The 19,400-nt window shown below is 53.2% G+C and carries 13 protein-coding genes; 7 read left to right on the top strand and 6 right to left on the bottom strand.

The genetic code is table 11. The annotated features are described in order from the left end of the window. Window positions 1-276: 276 nt before the first annotated feature. Complete coding sequence (locus FOE74_RS17215; RefSeq protein WP_149099871.1) at window positions 277-1,041, top strand: membrane or secreted protein; 765 nt, start codon at window positions 277-279, stop codon at window positions 1,039-1,041. Between the two features lie 139 nt (window positions 1,042-1,180). Here FOE74_RS17215 and FOE74_RS17210 read toward each other — a convergent pair whose 3' ends face one another. Beyond that, window positions 1,181-1,888 carry an RNA pseudouridine synthase gene (locus FOE74_RS17210; protein WP_149099870.1) on the bottom strand — a complete coding sequence of 236 codons (708 nt, stop codon included), beginning with the start codon at window positions 1,886-1,888 and terminating at the stop codon, window positions 1,181-1,183. Window positions 1,889-2,292: 404 nt separating this feature from the next. Here FOE74_RS17210 and FOE74_RS17205 point away from each other — a divergent pair, with 404 nt between their 5' ends. The 5 genes from FOE74_RS17205 to FOE74_RS17190 all read left to right on the top strand — a co-directional run bounded on the left by FOE74_RS17205 (window position 2,293) and on the right by FOE74_RS17190 (window position 8,015). Then, the gene (locus FOE74_RS17205) at window positions 2,293-2,973 is read left to right on the top strand and encodes a hypothetical protein (protein ID WP_149099869.1); all 681 of its coding nucleotides are present in this window, start codon (window positions 2,293-2,295) and stop codon (window positions 2,971-2,973) included. 92 nt (window positions 2,974-3,065) lie between these two features. Further along, the gene (locus FOE74_RS17200; protein ID WP_149099868.1) at window positions 3,066-3,443 is read left to right on the top strand and encodes a hypothetical protein; all 378 of its coding nucleotides are present in this window, start codon (window positions 3,066-3,068) and stop codon (window positions 3,441-3,443) included. Window positions 3,444-3,488: 45 nt separating this feature from the next. Then, on the top strand, window positions 3,489-3,893 hold the full coding sequence (locus FOE74_RS21300) for a hypothetical protein (protein ID WP_188686944.1): 405 nt from the start codon (window positions 3,489-3,491) through the stop codon (window positions 3,891-3,893). A 23-nt stretch (window positions 3,894-3,916) separates the two neighbouring features. Next, window positions 3,917-4,582 carry a class I SAM-dependent methyltransferase gene (locus tag FOE74_RS17195; RefSeq protein WP_225840865.1) on the top strand — a complete coding sequence of 222 codons (666 nt, stop codon included), beginning with the start codon at window positions 3,917-3,919 and terminating at the stop codon, window positions 4,580-4,582. A gap of 544 nt (window positions 4,583-5,126) precedes the next feature. Continuing rightward, window positions 5,127-8,015 carry a PAS domain S-box protein gene (locus FOE74_RS17190; RefSeq protein ID WP_149099866.1) on the top strand — a complete coding sequence of 963 codons (2,889 nt, stop codon included), beginning with the start codon at window positions 5,127-5,129 and terminating at the stop codon, window positions 8,013-8,015. A gap of 472 nt (window positions 8,016-8,487) precedes the next feature. Here the strand turns inward: FOE74_RS17190 and FOE74_RS17185 are convergent, their stop codons facing one another. The 4 genes from FOE74_RS17185 to FOE74_RS17170 form a co-directional block, all read right to left on the bottom strand. Then, window positions 8,488-9,891, bottom strand: coding sequence for a S8 family peptidase (locus FOE74_RS17185; protein ID WP_225840864.1), 1,404 nt, complete (start codon window positions 9,889-9,891; stop codon window positions 8,488-8,490). A 474-nt stretch (window positions 9,892-10,365) separates the two neighbouring features. After that, a complete protein-coding gene (locus FOE74_RS17180) occupies window positions 10,366-13,317 on the bottom strand; it encodes a DNA polymerase III subunit alpha (protein ID WP_149099865.1) in 2,952 nt (983 codons plus the stop codon). Window positions 13,318-13,985: 668 nt separating this feature from the next. After that, window positions 13,986-15,137 carry a DNA polymerase IV gene (gene dinB, locus FOE74_RS17175; protein WP_225840863.1) on the bottom strand — a complete coding sequence of 384 codons (1,152 nt, stop codon included), beginning with the start codon at window positions 15,135-15,137 and terminating at the stop codon, window positions 13,986-13,988. A 1,071-nt stretch (window positions 15,138-16,208) separates the two neighbouring features. Beyond that, window positions 16,209-16,976, bottom strand: coding sequence for an SOS response-associated peptidase (locus FOE74_RS17170; protein ID WP_188686903.1), 768 nt, complete (start codon window positions 16,974-16,976; stop codon window positions 16,209-16,211). A gap of 214 nt (window positions 16,977-17,190) precedes the next feature. On the opposite strand from FOE74_RS17170, the gene FOE74_RS17165 reads away from it, so the two are divergent. Then, window positions 17,191-17,937 (top strand): hypothetical protein, encoded by a 747-nt coding sequence (locus FOE74_RS17165; protein WP_149099863.1) that lies wholly within the window; start codon window positions 17,191-17,193, stop codon window positions 17,935-17,937. 436 nt (window positions 17,938-18,373) lie between these two features. Here FOE74_RS17165 and corA read toward each other — a convergent pair whose 3' ends face one another. After that, window positions 18,374-19,324, bottom strand: a complete 951-nt coding sequence (gene corA, locus FOE74_RS17160; RefSeq protein ID WP_149099862.1) for a magnesium/cobalt transporter CorA — start codon at window positions 19,322-19,324, stop codon at window positions 18,374-18,376. Window positions 19,325-19,400: the final 76 nt, after the last annotated feature.

Here is a 19,400-nt window from a genome sequence, read left to right as displayed (position 1 = left end):
GGACAGGTCGCGACCTGTCCGTACTGAACTGATCTTGGTCGCGTTTATGATATAGCTATCACTAGGAAGCAATTAAGGAACACTTTTGGGCTTGGGGTACTTTGCCTTTTCTTATTTTCAGCGTCTTTTCTGGAAAACAGGCTAAGAACAGCAGAAAAATTCCTTTTTCGTATTTACTTCAGAAAGGCATGTTAAACTCCAACTTTATTCTTTTTTCCTATGGCTACGCTACCCCTACTTACTTCCTCGGCAATCTTAAGTTTAAGCTTTCTGTTTATGGGCAGTTTTTACCATTTCTCGCCTGAAACACCTGCCTACCTTACCCACGAGCACCGCATGGTGCAGACCTCGTCTTCCCCAACAGAGTTGGAAGGAGCCTGGCAACTGGTGGGCAAAACGGGGATCGGAGGCCAAATGACCGTGGTGCAGACCCTTGCGGATGGCTTTTTCTCGGTGGCGCACTTTGATAAGGCCGGGAAGAAGTTTCTGGGCACGTACGGTGGCACGTACACCCTTGCTAAGGGGAAGTTCGCGGGAAAATATGAGTTCAATACTTTTGACAGCACCAAGGTTGGTTCAGCGGTAGCGGGCACCTTGGCAAGGAAGAATGGGAAATGGCTATTGCAGACGGTAAGTGGGGTGGACAAGGCGCCTCAAACCTGGGAGAAAGTAGCAGATAAAAACGCTACCTCTCCGTTGGCTGGGGCTTGGCGCATCAGTGGCAGACTGGGCGAGAATGGCCAGATGAACCGGATGGTGCCAGGGCCGCGCAAGACCATCAAGATCTTATCCAAAGACCGCTTCCAATGGATCGCCTTCAATTCTGAAACCGGCGCTTTTTCCGGCACGGGCGGCGGCACCTACACGGCCCAGAATGGCAAGTACACAGAGCACATTGAGTTCTTCTCCCGCGACAACAACCGGGTGGGCATGGAGCTCACGTTCAACTATGAGATTAAAGACGGCAACTGGCACCACACCGGCCTCAGCAGCACCGGCGGCAAAGTAAACGAAGTCTGGTCTAGGTGGACGAACCGGTAATTCTTTGGGATTAGCGTCAATACTTTTCCGCTCAGGGAGTGCTAACGCAATTTGAAGGCGCTTTTAGGGCGTTTTCTATAAAAGCGGCCTAAAATGCTTGGATTAGCAATGAATAAAGAGCTATAAACCTGGGGTTGCCCTACTTTACAAGGCATTGATTCAAAGAGTCCAATTCCGCTTGCGGGATGGGGCGCCATTGCCCTGGAGAAAGGTCACCAATAGTAACCGTTACTACCCGCACTCGCACTAACCTCTCCACCTCAAATCCCAGCTTATAGCACATGCGGCGGATCTGGCGGTTTAGGCCCTGGGTCAAAACAATGGAAAACGTCTTCTCTCCTAGCTTCTGCACCTGGGCGGGCCGCGTCATTTTCCCCATGATCACCACCCCGGCGGCTAAGTGAGCAAGGGCCTCAGCAGTTAAAGGTTTGTCTACTGTCACCACGTATTCCTTTTCCTGGTGGGTCTCAGCATGACTGATGCGGTTGTAGAATTGGCCATCGTCTGTGAGCAGCAGCAGCCCTTCTGATTCCTTGTCCAGCCGCCCTACCGGGAACACGCGCACGTTCAAGTTCAAGGCTTGGGTCAGGTTGTTCTCAATTTCTGGGTTAAGCGTAGATTCTATGCCGCGGGGTTTGTAGTAGGCCAGGTAGGTGAAGGCTTGCCCCGCTTTCAGGAGTTGACCGTCTAGCCGCACCTCATCTTCGGGTTGCAGAACCTGCCGGAGTTGGCCTTTCTGATTATTTACCAAAACCCTTCCTCCCAGGATGGCCTGAATGGCCTCTTTGTTGGAAAGGCGTCCTTTCTGCACCACAAAATACTGGAGGGAAGACGTCAGGGATTTCATGGAAAGGAAAGGCGTATTGGGTGAGGGAGCCGCATAGTTGCCTGGCAAAGATACATGTCAGTGACCAGACTGCCGGAAAGGGGCTACTTATTATCAATGCTCATCGCTTGATCCTCGTTTCTCCCTCTATCCTCTCCTTTTCAGGGGTGGTCTTTTTCTGGAGAAACGTTTCTGCTTTAAAAAATCTTATTTCCAACCTTCGCCACCCGCACGCGTTCAAGAGAAAGAGATTTCACCTGTCAGGTGCCGCATCCTTTCTTTTAAAGCCTGGCTTTTCACCTCTTCGTTTTCTACCGGCTGTTTTCATCTTTTTTCCTTTGCATCTGCTGCTGCAGAAATAGAGCAAATGTTGCTCTTTGGTTTGACGTTAAAAACAAGCCTTCCATCTACTTACCTTCCTTTATATGAATTTTTCCATCACCATTCATAGTGCCGAAACACTTGAAGAAGTACCCGGCTATTGGTCAGACCAAGACTACATCCAACTGCTGGAGAAATTCAATTTTCCAGATGCGGCTTCGGCCAGTCCAGAGTCCCTGCCTGAATTACTCGCCATGGCCATCACTGATTTTGAGCCCAATGAAGCGGCAGCCCTGGTGTTGGAATACAAATTGTCTGACAGCCTAGGCGAAGGGCAGATTCAGCAAATCTCCAACGACATGCTCCTGGACAAAATCTCTGAGGAATACCCGGTGATCAGCCTGCATGCTCCCTTGTTCCACATCAACCAGTTGCTCTACAAAGCTTTTAACGGCAAATTCCCCAATACCAAAGCCACGCGCATTCAGTTTACCGCCTTACCGCAGGACCAGTCCCAGAACGCTTCCCTTTCCAAAGAAGGCGCTCTGCGGTTACTGGAACAGGGGTTATCAGACAGTAACCTGGTGAAGCGGTTGTTTGGGGAGCAGATGGCCGGTACCGTGGCCTTCCCGGAAGCCGATGCCATTGTTTGGGAGTTACAGACCTCCGGAGACCATACCTATTCCCTGCTCACGTCTGAGTATTGGATCAACAAAGAAGAAGTGGTGACTCAGGAGTTTGAAGGAACTTATGAAGAAAGCACTGCCCCGCAGGAAGCTGCTTAAAAAAGGCTGCTAAAAACACAAACTGGCCACTATACAGGGAAAGACTTTGCTCCTACGGCCAGCTACAGGCTAATATATTTAAACCCAAGAGAATGTCAGGAAAGAACAGCAAGCAATTTGGCGTATGGTTAGATTCAGGTCAGGCTACCGTAGTAGGTAGAAAAGACGTGGATTCCGGTGCCTTCGTGGTAGTAGGCCAGGCCAAAAACGAAGGCCAGGGCAGTAACTCCAATGAGAACACCGCCCACCACGCAGAACAATCTTTACAAGTGAAGTTCTTCAAGGAAATCAGTGCCTTAATGACGAATGCTGAGGAAGTGCATGTGACCGGTACCGGCATCACGCAGGAGCAGTTCATCCATTTCTTAGCGGACACGGCCCAATTCAAGAACACCCAGGCTAAAGAAAGCACCTCCAACCACATGAGCGACGAAAAACTGCTTCAATACATCACGGAGCAATTTAACTAAGGGCTAGCTTTACCTAGAACCTCCCGTGAAAAGCGGCTTCCCAGGTTGGAAAGCCGCTTTTCTATTTTCCGGGTAGAAGGTTTTTTAACAGAATGGCTCTCTAGGATATGTTCTAGGGAACACCCTTTCTGTTTATGGCTTGATTTAAAGAAAACAGACCTTTTACAAGCCTCGCACTTCATCCCTTACCAAAAAGCGCTACTTTCCGCACAACTTCTCCTGGACCTGGGCTCCCCTGATTCTGTTCACAAGGAAGGCTTCCCTCTTCCCAAAGGGCCTGAAAGAAAGGTGGCGCAGCAAAGCCCACCCTACCAGAAGCAGACCAGTACAAACTTTTCTGTCGGAAGAAGGTTAAAAGAAGAGATCCCAGGTTATGCCTTTTGTCTATGTTCCCTTTCCGGAATTCTCTTGCTGTCGTTAGCTTTTTCTGGGGCTCCTTACTGGCGCTAAGCACTGGCTGTGAGTCACAGCCGGTGAAAAGCCAGAAGGTCGAAACCGGTAATTATACCTATAAATACCCGCACCCCGACGGGACTGGCAAAGTATACTTGGGCCGGGAGATCGCGCACGTGATGTCGGCCTCTGGGGCGGCCTGGCTGGAGCGTGACACCCGGCAGGAAGAAGAGAATGTGGCGTTGGCTCTCTCCCATCTGGAACTTGCCCCCTCCAGCGTGGTAGCCGATGTAGGGGCCGGCACTGGGTACTACACCTTCCGGATCGCGCCCAAAGTACCCCAAGGCAAGGTGTATGCCGTGGAAGTGCAGGACGAATTTGTCTCTATCCTGAAGAGCCGCGCCCAGGAGTTGGGGCTGGCTAATGTGACGGTGGTGAAAGGCAGTGCCTTATCACCCAACCTGCCTGCGGCCTCGGTAGATGTGGCCATCATGGTAGATGTGTACCATGAACTGGAATATCCGCAGGAAATGCTGCGGGCCCTGCACCAGGCGCTCAAACCTACCGGCAAATTGCTGCTGCTGGAATTCCGCGCCGAAGACCCTTCGGTGCCCATCAAGGAACTGCACAAGATGAGCATAGCCCAGGTAGACAAAGAACTCGCCGCCAATGGGTTCACCCTTTCCCGCCAGGAGAACTTCTTGCCCATCCAGCATTTTCTGTTGTATGAGAAGAAAAAAGAGTAACCCCAAAAATTCACCTATTTTCTAAAAATAGCAGGTAAACAGCCCAACCTGAGGCCTTCTCCTTCGTTTTGGGCTTCTTTAACCTAAACCAGCCAAAAAACAGAAAGAACACCTCCTTAACTAGCCATAGTTTTCACCCTTTCCAGTGGCTACAGGTAGGATCTCGTTCCTTTTCATTGGCTCTAAGACGCACAAGGTTTAGAAAACGGTTCCTGAAAGTCTTATCAAAGCTACGATTCCGGGCTACTTATTCTGCCTTCCTTTTTTCAGCTTCTTCCAAGTATCCTGCCTTAGAAAAATCCGATTCCAGGCATTGATGCACTTTGGTTTGACAGGAAAAAGGAGTTACGGGTAAAAAGCTGTATCTTACCAGAGTTCCACTGCGCTATAGACAGTACTGCATGGTCTTGGTAGTTATTACCGGATCAACCCAGCTGTTCTTAGATCTACCTCCCCCTTCACCCTTCCGGGTGCAATGGCCGTTGCCGTAGTCTTACACCCTAACCAGACTACCCGCTAAAGGGCCTTGAAAGCCTCTACCCCCATGAAGGAAAGTGAAAAAAGATACCGCCGCCTTATAGAAGCCAGCCTTGACCTGTTGGTCACCGTGAACCTGGAAGGCATTGTCACGGACACGAACGAAGCCGCCGCGAAAATCACCGGGGTGGAGCGTGATCGGCTGCTAGGGTCAGACTTTTTCAGCTATTTCACCCAGCCAGCGCTGGCTCATGCCACCTACCAGCAAGTTATTGCCCAGGGCGCCGTGGTAGATGCCCCGCTCACGCTCCGGCACCACGACGGCACCTTGACTGATATCCTGTTCAACGGGTCGGTGTACAAAGACGAAGAGGGAAACGCCTTGGGTGCGGTGATTGTCGCCCGCGAAACCACCGACCGGAGATGGGCCTCTGAACTCGCCATCGCCAACAAAGAATTAGCCTTCCAGAACGACGAGAAAGAGAAACGCGCCGCGGAGTTGAGCATTGCCAACAAGGAACTGGCCTTTCAGAATGATGAGAAGGAGAAACGTGCCGCCGAACTCAGCATTGCCAACAAGGAACTGGCCTTTCAGAATGATGAGAAGGAAAAGCGGGCGGCCGAGTTGAGCATCGCCAACAAAGAGCTGGCTTTTCAGAATGATGAGAAGGAAAAGCGGGCGGCCGAACTCAGCATTGCCAACATTGAACTGGCGTTTCAGAACGACGAGAAAGAAAAGCGCGCCGCGGAACTGAGCATCGCAAACAAAGAATTAGCCTTTCAGAACGATGAAAAGGAAAAGCGGGCGGCGGAGTTGAGCATCGCCAACATAGAGCTTGCCTTCCAGAACGACGAGAAAGAAAAACGCGCCGCTGAATTAATCCTGGCTAATAAAGAACTCGCGTTCCAGAACGATGAGAAAGTGAAACGGGCCGCTGAACTGCGGGTGGCCAACTATGCGCGCGGCCTTATTGAAGCCAGCCGAGACCCGCTGGTTACCATCAGTCCGGAAGGCAAGATCACCGACATGAACCAGGCCATGGTGAACATTACCGGTGTTGACCGACAGGTACTTATTGGCTCTGACTTCTTTGATTACTTCACCGAGCCCCAGATGGCCCGGGAGGTGTACCAGGAGGTTTTCGCCAAAGGCGCCGTAGCCGACTTTCCCCTTACCCTGCGGCACAAAGGCGGCAAGCTCACCGATGTTCTGTTCAACGGGGCCGTCTATAAAAACGACGAGGGAAACGTGCTGGGGGTGGTGATCGTGGCCCGTGACGTGACCGATCAGAAACGGATTGCCACCGAGCTCATGGAAGCCAAAGAGGCCGCCGAACAAGCCACCGTGGTAGCCGAAGAAGCCAAAGCGAAGGCGGAGAGCGCCACTGCCCTGGCCGAAGACGCCGTGAAAGCGAAGCAGCAGTTTCTGAGCAACATGAGCCACGAGATCAGGACGCCCATGAACGCCATTATCGGGTTTACCAAGGTGGTCCTCAAGACCGATCTGACCGCCAAGCAGCGGGAATACCTGAACGCCATCAAACTCAGCGGAGATGCCCTGATCGTGCTCATCAACGACATTCTGGACCTAGCCAAGGTAGATGCCGGTAAAATGACGTTTGAGCAGATCCCGTTCAAGCCCTCGGCTTCCATTTTTGCCATGGTGCACCTCTTTGAGACCAAGATACAGGAACGGAACCTGGAACTGGAGATGGACTATGACCCCAAGATCCCGGAGGTGCTGGTGGGTGACCCCGTGCGCCTGCACCAGATCATGTTGAACCTGGTCAGCAATGCCGTCAAATTCACCACCGAAGGGAAAATCACCGTGGGCGTGCGTATGTTGGTGCAGGACGAGGAAAAAGTCATTCTGGAGTTCTCTGTCACCGACACCGGCATTGGGATTGAAGAATCTAAGCTGGAGCGCATCTTTGACAATTTCCAGCAAGCCACCAGCGGCACCTCGCGCTTGTACGGGGGCACCGGTCTGGGGCTGGCCATTGTCAAGAACCTGGTGGAGCCGCAGGGCGGAACCATCACGGTCAAAAGCAAAGTAGGCCAAGGCTCCACCTTCAGTTTTATCCTTAGTTTCAAGAAAACACAGGAAAAAGCCGATGCCGACGCAGGCCTGCACATTGACCTGGAGGCGGGCCTGAAAGGCGCCCGCATTCTGGTGGTGGAAGACATTGCCCTGAACCAGCTGCTCATGAAAACCTTGCTGGAAGACTTCGGGTTTGAGATGGAAGTAGCCAGCAATGGCAGAATAGCCATTGAGATGCTGGCGCATACCACCTATGACATCGTGCTGATGGACCTGCAGATGCCGGAGATGAATGGCTTTGAGGCCACCTCCCACATCCGGAACCAACTGCACCTGCAGGTACCCATTATTGCGCTCACCGCTGATGTGACCACCGTAGACCTGGAAAAATGCCGGGCCGTGGGCATGAACGACTATATCTCCAAACCCATTGATGACAAGCTCCTCTACAGCAAGATCATCAAATACCTCAAGCACGGCGACCAAGGCCTGGCTCCGGTGTTGTCAGGTGCGGGAGCCCGGAAACTCCATTCCCCGCGGTGCGTCAATTTTGACTACCTCATCCGGATCACCAAGAACAACACCCGGTTGGTAGAGATGATCCAGCTGTACCTGCAGGAGATTCCTCAGCTGGTGCAGGCCATGAAGCAGGCCATCCAGGAACGCCAATGGAACGCTTTACGGCTGGCCACCCACTCCATCATCCCTACGTTTTCTACCATGGGCATTCACCAGGAGTTTGAAGATCTGGCCAAGGCCATTCAGGTGTTGGCGGTAAACCAAAGCCTGAACGCGGCTGATCAGGAAGCCACCCCAGAAACCATGGCCCTGCTCCACACCATGTTTGGTAAGATAGAAGCTGTTTGCGCCCAGGCGGCTGCCGAACTGGAGGAAGAATTGCTAGTGCTTTCTTAGGAGCTGGCGAGGAAATTACGTTCGCTTTAGGGGGCTGCCAGCGGTGAATTTGACTAACCCCTGGTGGAGGAACGCTTTCTCCAGGGTTCATCTTCGGTTGGCTGCTGATTGGGATCAGTGTTTAAAGCCTCTTTTTGCCAAAATCACATAATATCCTTCTGCACAAAAAGATATACCAGATCAACTGGCAACAACCAACCTCCACTACAGCTGCTTCTTTGGGGCCTTTTCGCTGAAGACAGGCGGTAATCAAAGGGCCGCTTTCCTTCCTGTATCTGCCTTCCTATTTCAATTTCCTTTTTAAGAACATACTGCGTTTAGGGACCATTTCTCAGAAATTGGCTTGAAAATCCACCTCTGGAAAGTACCAAACTACTGCCACCTACGCCTCTACTTTTCCTGGTCACTTCCACAAAAAAAAAGCCGCCCTGCTCTAAGAACAGGACGGCTTCAACTATAGGAATTGGATGGTTTAGAAACCGCTCACGTTCAGGCGGCCCCCAGAGACGCATTTCCCGGCCATAGAAGGCGTAGGAACGGTGCTGCTCATGATGGCGGCTTTGATGGCGGCCGCCGTAGAACCTGGGTGCGTAGCGGCATACAAGGCTACCCCTCCGGTTACGTGCGGCGTGGCCATAGACGTTCCGTTGTAAGAAGAATAGGTGTTGAAGGCCGTGGTAGAATAGATGGCAGAGCCAGGCGCGCCCAGGTCCACGGTGGTGGCACCGTAGTTAGAGAACGAAGACTTCGCGCCGGTGTTGGTGATGGCCGCTACCGCAATCACGTTAGGTAGGTCCATGTTAGAAGGGAAGCTGGCTACAGCATCATTGTTGTCGCCTACTCCGTCGCTTCCGCCGTTGCCGGCTGCGGCCACAAACAGGATCTCTTTGGCGTTGGCGCGGTTCACGGCGTCATACAGGGCTTGGGAGAAGCCGCCGCCGCCCCATGAATTGTTGCTGGCCACAATGTTCATACCGTGGCGGGTTTTCAGGTCGGTGAGGTAATCCACGGCTTTCACGGCATTGGCCGTGGTGCCGCCTCTGCGCCCCAGGAACTTAAGCGAGATCATGGTCACGTTCCAGTTCACACCTACTACGCCGGCGCCGTTGTTCTTGCCGCCAATGGTACCGGCCACGTGGGTTCCGTGGTCATCGGTTCCGCCGCTTGAGCCGCCGTCATACACGCTGCTGTTGTTGCCGTCAAAATCCCAGCCGTTCACATCGTCTATGTAGCCGTTGCCGTCGTTGTCAATGCCGTCTACTTTGTCATAAGGGTTGATCCACATCTGGCCCTGCAGGTCTGGGTGCGTGTGCTGTACGCCTTCGTCAATGATTCCTACCACCACAGAGGCAGAACCGGTATTGCCGCGGGCCCAGGCTTCACCGGCCTGGCTGCCGAACTGGTTTGCAGGGCTGGTGGCATCGCCGTACAAGCCCCACAGGGAACCATTGGTGAAATAAGGATCGGCGGTAGCCGCCTGGTGGGTATAGATGTAATTAGGCTCCGCGAACTCAATCTCTGGAGCGCCTTTCACTTTGCTCAGCGCCTCCAAGGCCGCCATGGGCGTATGCAACAAGACCAGTCCTTCTTTGTCGCCCAGGCGCTGCATGGTCTTGGTCAATATCTTTTCTTTTACTTTTCCGCTGATGCGGGCCAGTACGGCGGCTCTCGCCTCTTCTGAGGCCCCGGCCTTGAACTTCACCAGCACCTCATTCGGCACGAAGTCCTGCTGCCCTACGGCATCCTGCGCCTGGGAAGACGCTACCAATTCTTCATTCTCCATCAGCTTGTCTGTTTCGCAACCTGTTAAAAAGGCGACAGACAAGGCTGCAGCTGCCACGGCAGACTTTCCAACTGTAAAATAATTTTTCTTCATGTTAGATTGGTGTAGTAAGGTTTGTAATAAGTGTATCTAATTGACACATTTAAAATTGTAAAAAACAGGAAAAGAAGGCGGGATTGGTAACATCAAAAATGGCAGATTCTCCTTGGCTTATAAGCAGGTTTCTGTCTCCGGATGGCCTTTTAACCCTATATGTCTGACAAAAAGCAACCACTATTCCGGCTAATGGTAACAATAGCAATTTCCCTATACTGTGACTCCATTTAGAGTGGTCCTATCCGCTTCTTTAAATAAGGCTACTTTTCAGGCTGCTTTCCGGTGGCGTACAGCGCGCAGGCTCATTGAAAACCGGTTCTTTTTGGCTCGCTAGTTTTATTCCGGGGCTATTTTGGTAGAGATTCTGTTTCTCTGGCCTTTTGCAGAAAAGAGGCTTTAAACTAGTCAGGCACGGTGCGGCTTCTACTTGCCGGCCTGGGAAGCAGAAGCCGCACCTCATGCGCTTGGCTTTTAGTACCGCGGGTCTTTCTGGAAAGGCAGCTTGGCCAGCTTCTCCACCTCCAGGCTGGGAAACCCGAACTCCTCTACTACTTTGCCATAGATCAGGTACACGCCATTGCCTTTGAAAGGCCAGGCCTTGAGGCTGGGCGGGAAATGCACGGTGTCAAAGAAATCGCCGGCGGCGTCCAGGAACGTACCGAACTGCATGACCTCGCCCCGCACGGTACGCACATACTTGGTGGTGACCAACACGCCCATCATGCGTACCGACTGGCCCAGGAACGCCAGCAGGTCTTTGGCGGGCACGTCGCCGCGCTCTGCGGTCTGCAGCAGGTCAAAATAGGTACAGGACACCGGGAACCCCAGCAGTTCCATCTCATCATAGGCGTCTTCTACCCAGGTATGGGTTAGGGTGGGCAAGGTGAAGACCTTGGCGGGGGTCTGGAAGAGCAGTCCGGCTCCGCTCCCCTTCCCGGGGGTGGCTTCTTGCAGGTGGGCCTCCCAGAGCAGCGTCTTCTTGCCCTGGCCCGTGAAGCGCAGGGCCTGCACCCGCACCAGGATCAGCAGCTGCTCCAGGGTAGTCTGGGTGCGCCGCAGGAAATCCGCCAGGCTGGTGTAGGGCCCGTTCTCTTCGCGCTCGGTTACAATTTTGAAAGCCGCTTTCTGCTCCAGGTTCTGCACGTGCACCAGCCCTAGATACACATCGGAGCCTTGGAGGGAGGTGTAGTAGCTGCTGTGGTTCACGCAGGGCAGGTGCAGGATGCCCCCCGCCTTCTGGGCCTGCTGCACATACACCCACGTGCGGTAGAAGCCCCCGAAGTTGTTGATCACGGCCACCATGAACTCCAGCGGGTAATACGTCTTCAAATAAAGGCTCTGGTAACTCTCCACGGCAAAAGAGGCCGAATGCGCCTTGGAGAACGAGTAGCCCGCAAATGACTCCACCTGCCGCCAGACCTCTTTGGTGATGGCCTCTGGGTAGCCCCGCTCCCGGCAGTTGTCAAAGAACTTGTCTACCAGTTTCTGGAACTCGGCGCGGGAACGGTACTTGCCGCTCATGCCCCGGCGCAGCACATCGGCATCTGCCAAGTCCAGCCCGGCAAAGTGGTGGCAGACCTTGAGCACGTCTTCCTGGTAGACCATCACGCCGTAGGTCTCGCCCAGCTGTTCGGCCATGACCGGGTGCAGGTGTTCAATCTTGCCCGGGTCATGGAACCGCTGGATGTAGGCTTTCATCATGCCGCTCTTAGCCACGCCCGGCCTGATGATGGAGCTGGCGGCCACCAGCGACAGGTAGTTGTCGCAGCGTAGCTTAGTGAGCAGCCCCCGCATAGCCGGACTCTCTATATAGAAGCAGCCGATGGTATCGCCGGACCTGAGCTGCTCCTTCACCTTCTCATCTTGCTTGAACTTGGCCACCTCGTGCGCGTCTACCTTGATGCCCTGGTTCTGCCGCACCAGGTGCACGCACTCCTTTATATGCCCAATGCCGCGCTGGCTCAGGATGTCCAGCTTCTCAAAACCGATGCTTTCTGCTACATACATGTCCCACTGCGCGGTGGGCAGGCCTTTGGGTGGCAAATCCAGGGCGGTGTAATTATAGATGGAATCCTCAGAGATGAGGACCCCGCCCGCGTGGATGGAGCGCACGTTGGGGAAATCGGTGAGCAGTTGCCCGTACCTGAAAATCTCCTGGGTGAGGCGGTTCGCGTTCCTGGAGGCCTGCGGTCGCTCCACCAGCGCATCCAGTTCGGTTTTAGGCAGACCGTAGACCTTGCCCAGTTCCCGCAGGATGGAGCTCTGCTGAAACGTGACCATGGCCCCCATGAGCGCCGTATGGTTTTTGCCGTAGCGCTTGAAGATATAATCCAGCACCTCGTCGCGCTCGTCCCAACTGAAGTCAAGGTCAAAGTCTGGGGGCGAGGTGCGTTTGGGATTCAGGAAGCGCTCAAAGTACAAATCCAGCTCAATGGGGTCCACATCGGTGATGCCCAGGCAATAGGCCACCACGCTGTTGGCCCCACTCCCCCGCCCAATGTGGTAGAAATTACGCTTCTTGGCGTAGCTGATCACGTCTTCGGTAATGAGGAAATACGCCCCGAACTCCAGTTTCTCAATGATAGCCAATTCATGCTCCACCCGTTGTTTGGCTACTTTGTTGGCCGACCCGTAGCGCCGGTTGGCCCCATCCAGCGCCAGCTTCCTCAACAGCACGATATCCTCATTGGCAGAAGTGGTGAAGTGCTGTTTATTTCTTCTTTTCTGAAAATCAAACGAAAAAGCCGCCTCCCGCACCAAGTGCTCATTGTTTTTCAGCAACTCAGGGAACTGCCCGTACTGCTGCCTGACCTTGCCCGCAGAAACAAAGCACGGCTCCTCAGCTACCCCATGCCCCACGTCTAGCTGGCTCAGCAGAATGTTGTGGTCAATGGCCCGCAAGTGCCGGTGCAGCGCAAACCCCTCCAGGTTCTTGCAGGTGAAGCGTGGGTACAGCAGCAACCGTATGCCTTTCCGGCGGAGGTCAGAGAACAACAGCTGGTTCACTTCCTGGGGCCGCACTCCCACGTACTCATTCTCCCGCAGTACATGCTTCAGTAGCAGCTCCTGGGCCCGGGCAAACGGATAGATGGTCAGAGCCTGCGAGAAAGCCGGCGGCACCAGAGGCACCGGCTCATGTTTCAGCAGGTAGGTGCTCAGGAACTCGTTCAACTCCCGGAAGCCTTCCTGGTTTCGGGCCAGGCCCGTGTACACCCACACGTTGCCCACCCTAAACTCAATGCCTACCAGAGGTTCAATGCCCTGCGCCCGGCACGCCTGCACAAACGGAAACACGCCAGAGGTGGCGTTGATATCCGTGAGGGCCAGGGCACTGTAGCCATTGGCCTTCGCCTCCACCGCCAGTTCTTCAGGCGACAGGGTGCCATAGCGCAGGCTAAAATAGGAATGGACGAAGGCTAACATTTTTTAGAGACACAAGAAGCAGGATATAAGACACAAGACCGGAAGATGTCAGTGGTTTTAGAGATGTGCAGGAATGAGATGTTCTTCGTTAGATGATTAGAATCAATTAACTAATAGTTAGATATTTATAGAGTCAATTCTAATAACACAAGCTACCCCTATATGGCTTTGGCTGCGCCCGCCTCCCCTCTTCTGTCATCCTGAAAGGATCTTGTGGGCCAGCCAGCCAGGCAGTGGCTACATGCTGGGCCGCTTTCAGCCTTCTTTCTAGAAAACAGCCCCTAAACGCATTACCGTGGTTCCTTCTCCCTCAGGGAGAAGGCTAGGATGAGGGGGGATTAGTTTCCCTTTAAAAAAGCCTTTGCTATAAAACAAGGGCCGCCTGCTCAGGGAAATACTCCACTATTGAACAGCCTTGGCTTAGGCACTAATGCTATTCCCTCAGGGCTTATTTCGCTGGTGGTTTGCGCTGGAAAAGCCTTTGCCTTGGCATCACCGCTGCCCCCTCACCCTAGCCCTCTCCCTCCAGGGAGAGGGGATACCGCTTTTCACGTTTTGGGTCACTTCTCAGAAAACAGGCTGAGAAATGCCTTTCGACTTTTCAAATCCTCCCATCTTCAAATTTCCAAATCTTCAAATCAAAATCAGCACATCAGCACATTAATAAATCAGCACCCTACCGCCCGCTTCACCGCTGTTTCGCCGTAGCGGTTCCGGATTTTGTCCATGGCTTGGTAGAGGCTGGCTAGTTCAGCGGTGTCTTCAAAGAGGTCTATCTGCTGGAAGCCCTGCACCAGATGGCTGAACCGCACGCCCAGGAGCCGGATGAGCAGGCGGCGGTTGTAGAGTTTCCGGAAGAGTTCTTTGGCGGTTCTGATGAGGAGGTGGTCTGCAGCGTTGTAGGGCACGGAAATCTGCTGGGTATGGGTGTCGAAGTTGGCGTAGCGGATTTTGACGGTGATGCAGCCGGTGAGCTTGCCCTGCTGCCGTAGGTCAAAAGCCAGTCCCTCGGTCATGGACACCAGCAGGCTGTTCAGGAAGGCCAGGTCGGTGGTATCGGTGGCGAAGGTCTGCTCCGTGCTCATGGACTTCTGCTCGGTGTACGGCACCACCGGCGCCCGGTCAATGCCGTTGGCTTTCTCCCAGATGTGCACGCCTTCCTTGCCCAGCACCCGCTGCATCACCTCTACCGGGATCATGGTGAGCACCTCAATGGTGGGAATGCCCATGTTGCGCAGCAATTGGTAATTCTTCTGCCCCACCCCTGGTATTTTCCGGATGGAGAGCGGGGCCAGGAACGGCTTTACCTGGGGCTGGGCTACCTGTAGCGCCCCGTTGGGTTTGGCCTGCCCGGTGGCGATCTTGGACACTGTTTTGTTCACCGACAAGCCAAACGAAATAGGCAAGCCGGTATCCTGTATGATGGTCTGCCGCAGTTCCTGCATCCATTTCCAGGTACCCACGAACTTGTCCATGCCGCTTACGTCCAGGTAGTGCTCGTCAATGGAAGCTTTTTCGTAGACGGGGGCCTTGGCGGCGATGATCTCGGTGACCAGTTTGGAGTGCTGGCTGTAGGCTTCCATGTCGCCGCGCAGCACAATGGCCTCAGAGCAGAGCTGGCGGGCCATCTTCATGGGCATGCCCGCGTGTACCCCAAAGAAGCGGGTCTCATAGCTGCAACTGGCCACCACGCCCCGATCAGAGAGGCCGCCAATGATGATGGGCTTGTTCTGGAGCTGCGTGTTGCGCAATCGCTCCACAGATACAAAGAAGGTGTCTAAATCTAAATGGGCAATGGTACGGCTGTCTTCTGTCATCATCCTCTTCCGGTAAAGCTAAAACCAAGAACCTTTTAATAGCTAATATTTTTAGCAAATACGGAACTAAGACATAGAAAAGCTAAATATATAAGAAGTATTTATTCACAAATTTACTAAATAACTTAGCAATAAGATGCTTTTGCTATTCTCATAGGCACCTCTAATCTTCATGGTGAATCACGGAAACAAGGTCAGAAATAGAAGTTCAGCGTTAGCACGAGTGGCCATTCTAAGTTTGAAAGAGGGATAAGGAAATGGAAGGCACTTAAGTAAAGCCGCGGCTCTTCTAGAGCTTCGGAAGTGATCTGTAAAGAAGTTGTATTCCGCTGTGTTCGCTGATGGTTTTTGGCGGAGTGAAATTACGCAGCAGGCAGGTTTAGGAGTAGAACTCCCGAACAGTAGACGACAGAATATTGCCTGCCCCTAAAGGAAATTTGCTTTTGCAGGGCAGCAAAAGCTAAGCGTAAGTAACAAGGACGAAAGGAATGAATCTAAATGTGGGTAAGGAATGCGCGAGAGCAAAAGAAAGCAATGCGTGAGAGACAAGAGAAGGAAATGCGAACGAGCAAAAGATACGATGCGTGAGAGACAAGAGAAGGAAATGGGTGAGAGACAAGGCGGTGCCTGGTCTCTACAGGGTTCCATATCACCGCATTTACAATCATTCCCCTGTTCCAGTCTTTCCCGAGCGCGCCTCGCTTTTGGCCTTAGATAAATGATCAATAAGAGAGAAGGACAGTTCAGGCCGAAAGGGCAGTGCGAGAGGGGAAGACGGGGCCTCGCGGCCATGAGCGCTCGGAGGGCAGCTATGGAAATACCCAGCATAAGGGCCTCGCTAAAAGCGTCTGCTACGCCAGCAGAAGCAAAAGGCGTGCACAGAACAGCCATAAGTGGAATGAGTAGTAAGGAGCCGCAGTCTTGGTTGTTGGTGAGAACACCAACAACGGCAGGAAATCACAAATTCAGCTAAGGCAGCTGGACTAGCAGAAGGACATCCTTCCTATCAATACCCCAAAAGCCAACTAAAGGGCTATTTTAGGAAACAGGCGTTAAAACAAAACTACAACCGTGTCATTTTGAATTCAACGCCGGCGCCACATAATTGCCCCAGATGCTTTCTGCCTCATCAATGGCCATTACCTTCATCTGCTTGGCGTCATAGGGTTGCAGCACGTGGTACCATTGCTTCTCAGCCAGGCTGTTGTCCAGCCAGATCTCTTCGCTCTGTGGGGTCAGGATCACGGGCATGCGGTCGTGGTAGGGCTGTACGGCGTTGTTGGCCTGGGTAGTGATGATGCTGAAATGCGCCACCAGTTCGCCGGTACCCGGATTCAGGGATTCCCGCCAGAGGCCGGCCAGGCCGAAGGGCTCCTCGTTTTTCAGGGTGAAGCGGTATTTCTGCTTGCGGGGTTTCGGCTTGCGGGAACGGGCCTTCTCTTCTTTGCTGCGGATGGGGTTCCCGAACAGATCCAGGCCCAGATCAGCGGCAGGCGCAGGCGCAGGTGCTTCCGGTTCTTCCTCCTCCTCCAACTCCTTCCACTCAAAGAAGCCGTCCACGGGAATAAGGCACCGGTGGCGGGGCAGCAACTCCCGGAACCGCGGGATGTAGAGCAGGTTCTCCTGCCGCACGTTGAAAGGCAGCGTGGGCTTGCCGTCGGGCTCTTTCTCCGGGGAGGCCCAGGTAGCCATCATGGCTTTGGCGGCCTCCGGGAGAATGACCGGCATCTGCTGCGACGGACGGGCATCGAAATTAGGGGAGAACACCAACCCCTCCAGCTTGGAAGTGAACCGATGCTCTTGGGGTACTTTTTTCTTACTGAAGGAATAGCGGCCACACATACGCGTCTGGGTTAAGGGGTAAGAGAGAAGGAAAGATACGCAGTTTACGCCCAAAAAGGCAATCCAACCGGCCATTCAGCCCAAAGTAGAAAACAGCCTGTTTTCAGGAAAAAAGCTCTAAACCGACAGGCGCTAACAGGCCAGGGCGTTTCTTCTCCCCGCTTCGCGAAACAATGTGCATCTTCGCGGCGCGGAAATTCCGTTACATGTCTTTATGAACCAATTTGTCTCCCGAGAAACGGCGGCGCAGGTGCTGCAGAACCTCAAGGCCCTGGCCCTGCCGACCACCTATGACCACGAAAAGCACCGCGTAGTCGTCTCAGATGCTCAGGGAAACGAGCAGGTGGTGTTCCGGTTGCCGTTGCCTTTCTCGGCGTTGAACGCGCAGTTGGAACCTGTGCAGGAAGACCCGGTCCAGTACGTGATTCTGCTGATCCAGGCGGGCAATTGCGCCCTAGGCTATTTTGAAGATGGGGTGAACCTGCACCACAAAGTGTTCAGGTCGTACATGGTGCGCAAGAAGCAGGGCAAGAGCCAGATCAAGTACCTCAAGACAAAGGGAAAGTCCCGCGCAGGTTCCCGCGTGCGGCTGGGCGAAACGGCGGAGTTCTTTGAGAACATCAACGGCCGGCTGCAGGAATATTTTGCGCACTACCAGATCCATCGCATTGCCCTGAGCTGCTCCAAGACGCTGCTCCCCTACCTGTTTGACGCCAAAGTAGCGCCTCCGTTCCAGAAACGCGACGAACGGATTCTCAAGATCCCCAAGCACATTCACACGCCCATCTATGAGGTGATGATGAACGCGAACCGGTTCCTGCTCAAAGGTGAGCTGATCTTTGATCCGCGCCACCAGGACCTGATCCACCAATTACTACCCGATCACCAGGACGAAGAATTGCCGGAGGAGGAAGAGGATTTTGGTTCTGAAGAGGAGGATGAACAGGAAGATTACTATTAGCCTTTCCTTTGTTTCACCTCAGTCCCTTCCATTACATGAAGCTTACAAATATATAATACAATACAACTCTCTGTTAAACAACAAATTATATTTAAAATATTCCCCATCAACATTTCCACTCAAAATGGGGCAGGGGTTGATTCAGACTCAGGAATTCTTGTTGGGGTAGAGACACCAAAAGTCAATTTTGAGGCTATCGCCTCACGGAGCCCCAAACTTCCGGTAATGGTAGGTCCAAGTTGAAAACTTGAACCAGTGATAAAGTAGAACCAGAGAGGAAATAGAAGAAAATGCCCTGCTTTTACTGGTGTCCCTTTCCAACCTTGGAAGCCGGAGATGAAAGTCTGCTGCGCGAACAATCATCCCCTCCTCCCTTTGCAGGTGAAAGGAAGACGCAGGAAGCAAGGTACTTACGGTTAACTCAAGCCATGGAAGCCTAGAGCCACTTCTTGCGTTTGAAGTACCACAGGAAACACAGAGACGAAAGCACCATCATACCCAGGGCGAAGGGGTAACCGGCCACCCATTTCAGCTCGGGCATCACCTCAAAGTTCATTCCGTAGATGCTGGCAATAAGCGTGGGCGGCATGAAGACTACCGTCATCACGGTGAAGATCTTGATGACCTGGTTCTGCTCAATGTTCACCAGACCCAGAAAGGTGTTCTGCAGGTACTCCAGGCGCTCAAAGCTGAACTGGGTGTGTTGCAAAAGCGAGTTGATGTCTTTGATAATGGTGCGCAGGCGTTCTTTCTCGGGTTCATCTACGGCGTAACTGCGCAACAACGACGACACCAGCCGCTGCTTGTCCACGATGCTCTCCCGTATGAGGATGGTGTTTTCCTGCAGTTCGGTGATGCGCAGCAGTACTTCCTCTTCAATGGACTGCTCTTTCACCAGCCGCTTGCTCACCACATTGGTGGTACGGGTAAGAAGCTCAATAAAATCGGCGTCATAGTCAATCTGGGTTTCCAGGAGCAGAAGCCAGATCTGGAAGGCCTTGGTGGTGGCGCTTCTGATGGTCTTCAGCTTGCGTACCGCCTCGGCAAAGGACTTCATCTCGGTGCGGCGCAGGGTGAACAGGATGTCGTTCTTCAGGATGAAAGAGACTTGCCGCGTGCTGTAAGATCCGTCATGGTGCATCACAAAGGCACTGTTGGCCTCAAAGATGTCGTCGTCTTCAAAGTAGCGCGAGGAGCTCTCAATCTCGGCGGCCTCCTGCTGGGTGAAGAACTCAATCCCGAACTCCTCCTCCACCACCCGCTGTTCATGGTCAGTGGGGGCCTGCAAGTCAACCCAAATAGTGCGGCCCTTGCCGGGGGCTACCAAATTCTCTGGATTCTTCTCCCAATGGATCTCCCCCTCTCTAATGTAGAAGCCTCTAATCATCTGTGGAATGCTGGTTTCCCTTCGCCCGGCACGCCCGGGCAAAACGTATTTCTTTCTGCAAACTTAAGAATAATGT

The organism is Rufibacter glacialis, from assembly GCF_008271745.1.
Classification (GTDB): domain Bacteria; phylum Bacteroidota; class Bacteroidia; order Cytophagales; family Hymenobacteraceae; genus Nibribacter; species Nibribacter glacialis.
This window is presented reverse-complemented; position numbering and strand designations above follow the sequence as displayed.

Excerpts from the sequence above, each read along its gene's own strand:
- FOE74_RS17190 (WP_149099866.1), top strand. The coding sequence starts at position 5,127 with ATGAAGGAAAGTGAAAAAAGATACCGCCGCCTTATAGAAGCCAGCCTT.
- FOE74_RS17210 (WP_149099870.1), bottom strand. The coding sequence starts at position 1,888 with ATGAAATCCCTGACGTCTTCCCTCCAGTATTTTGTGGTGCAGAAAGGA.
- FOE74_RS17215 (WP_149099871.1), top strand. The coding sequence starts at position 277 with ATGGGCAGTTTTTACCATTTCTCGCCTGAAACACCTGCCTACCTTACC.
- FOE74_RS17180 (WP_149099865.1), bottom strand. The coding sequence starts at position 13,317 with ATGTTAGCCTTCGTCCATTCCTATTTTAGCCTGCGCTATGGCACCCTG.
- FOE74_RS17205 (WP_149099869.1), top strand. The coding sequence starts at position 2,293 with ATGAATTTTTCCATCACCATTCATAGTGCCGAAACACTTGAAGAAGTA.
- corA (WP_149099862.1), bottom strand. The coding sequence starts at position 19,324 with ATGATTAGAGGCTTCTACATTAGAGAGGGGGAGATCCATTGGGAGAAG.
- FOE74_RS17165 (WP_149099863.1), top strand. The coding sequence starts at position 17,191 with ATGAACCAATTTGTCTCCCGAGAAACGGCGGCGCAGGTGCTGCAGAAC.
- FOE74_RS17185 (WP_225840864.1), bottom strand. The coding sequence starts at position 9,891 with ATGAAGAAAAATTATTTTACAGTTGGAAAGTCTGCCGTGGCAGCTGCA.
- FOE74_RS17200 (WP_149099868.1), top strand. The coding sequence starts at position 3,066 with ATGTCAGGAAAGAACAGCAAGCAATTTGGCGTATGGTTAGATTCAGGT.
- dinB (WP_225840863.1), bottom strand. The coding sequence starts at position 15,137 with ATGATGACAGAAGACAGCCGTACCATTGCCCATTTAGATTTAGACACC.
- FOE74_RS17170 (WP_188686903.1), bottom strand. The coding sequence starts at position 16,976 with ATGTGTGGCCGCTATTCCTTCAGTAAGAAAAAAGTACCCCAAGAGCAT.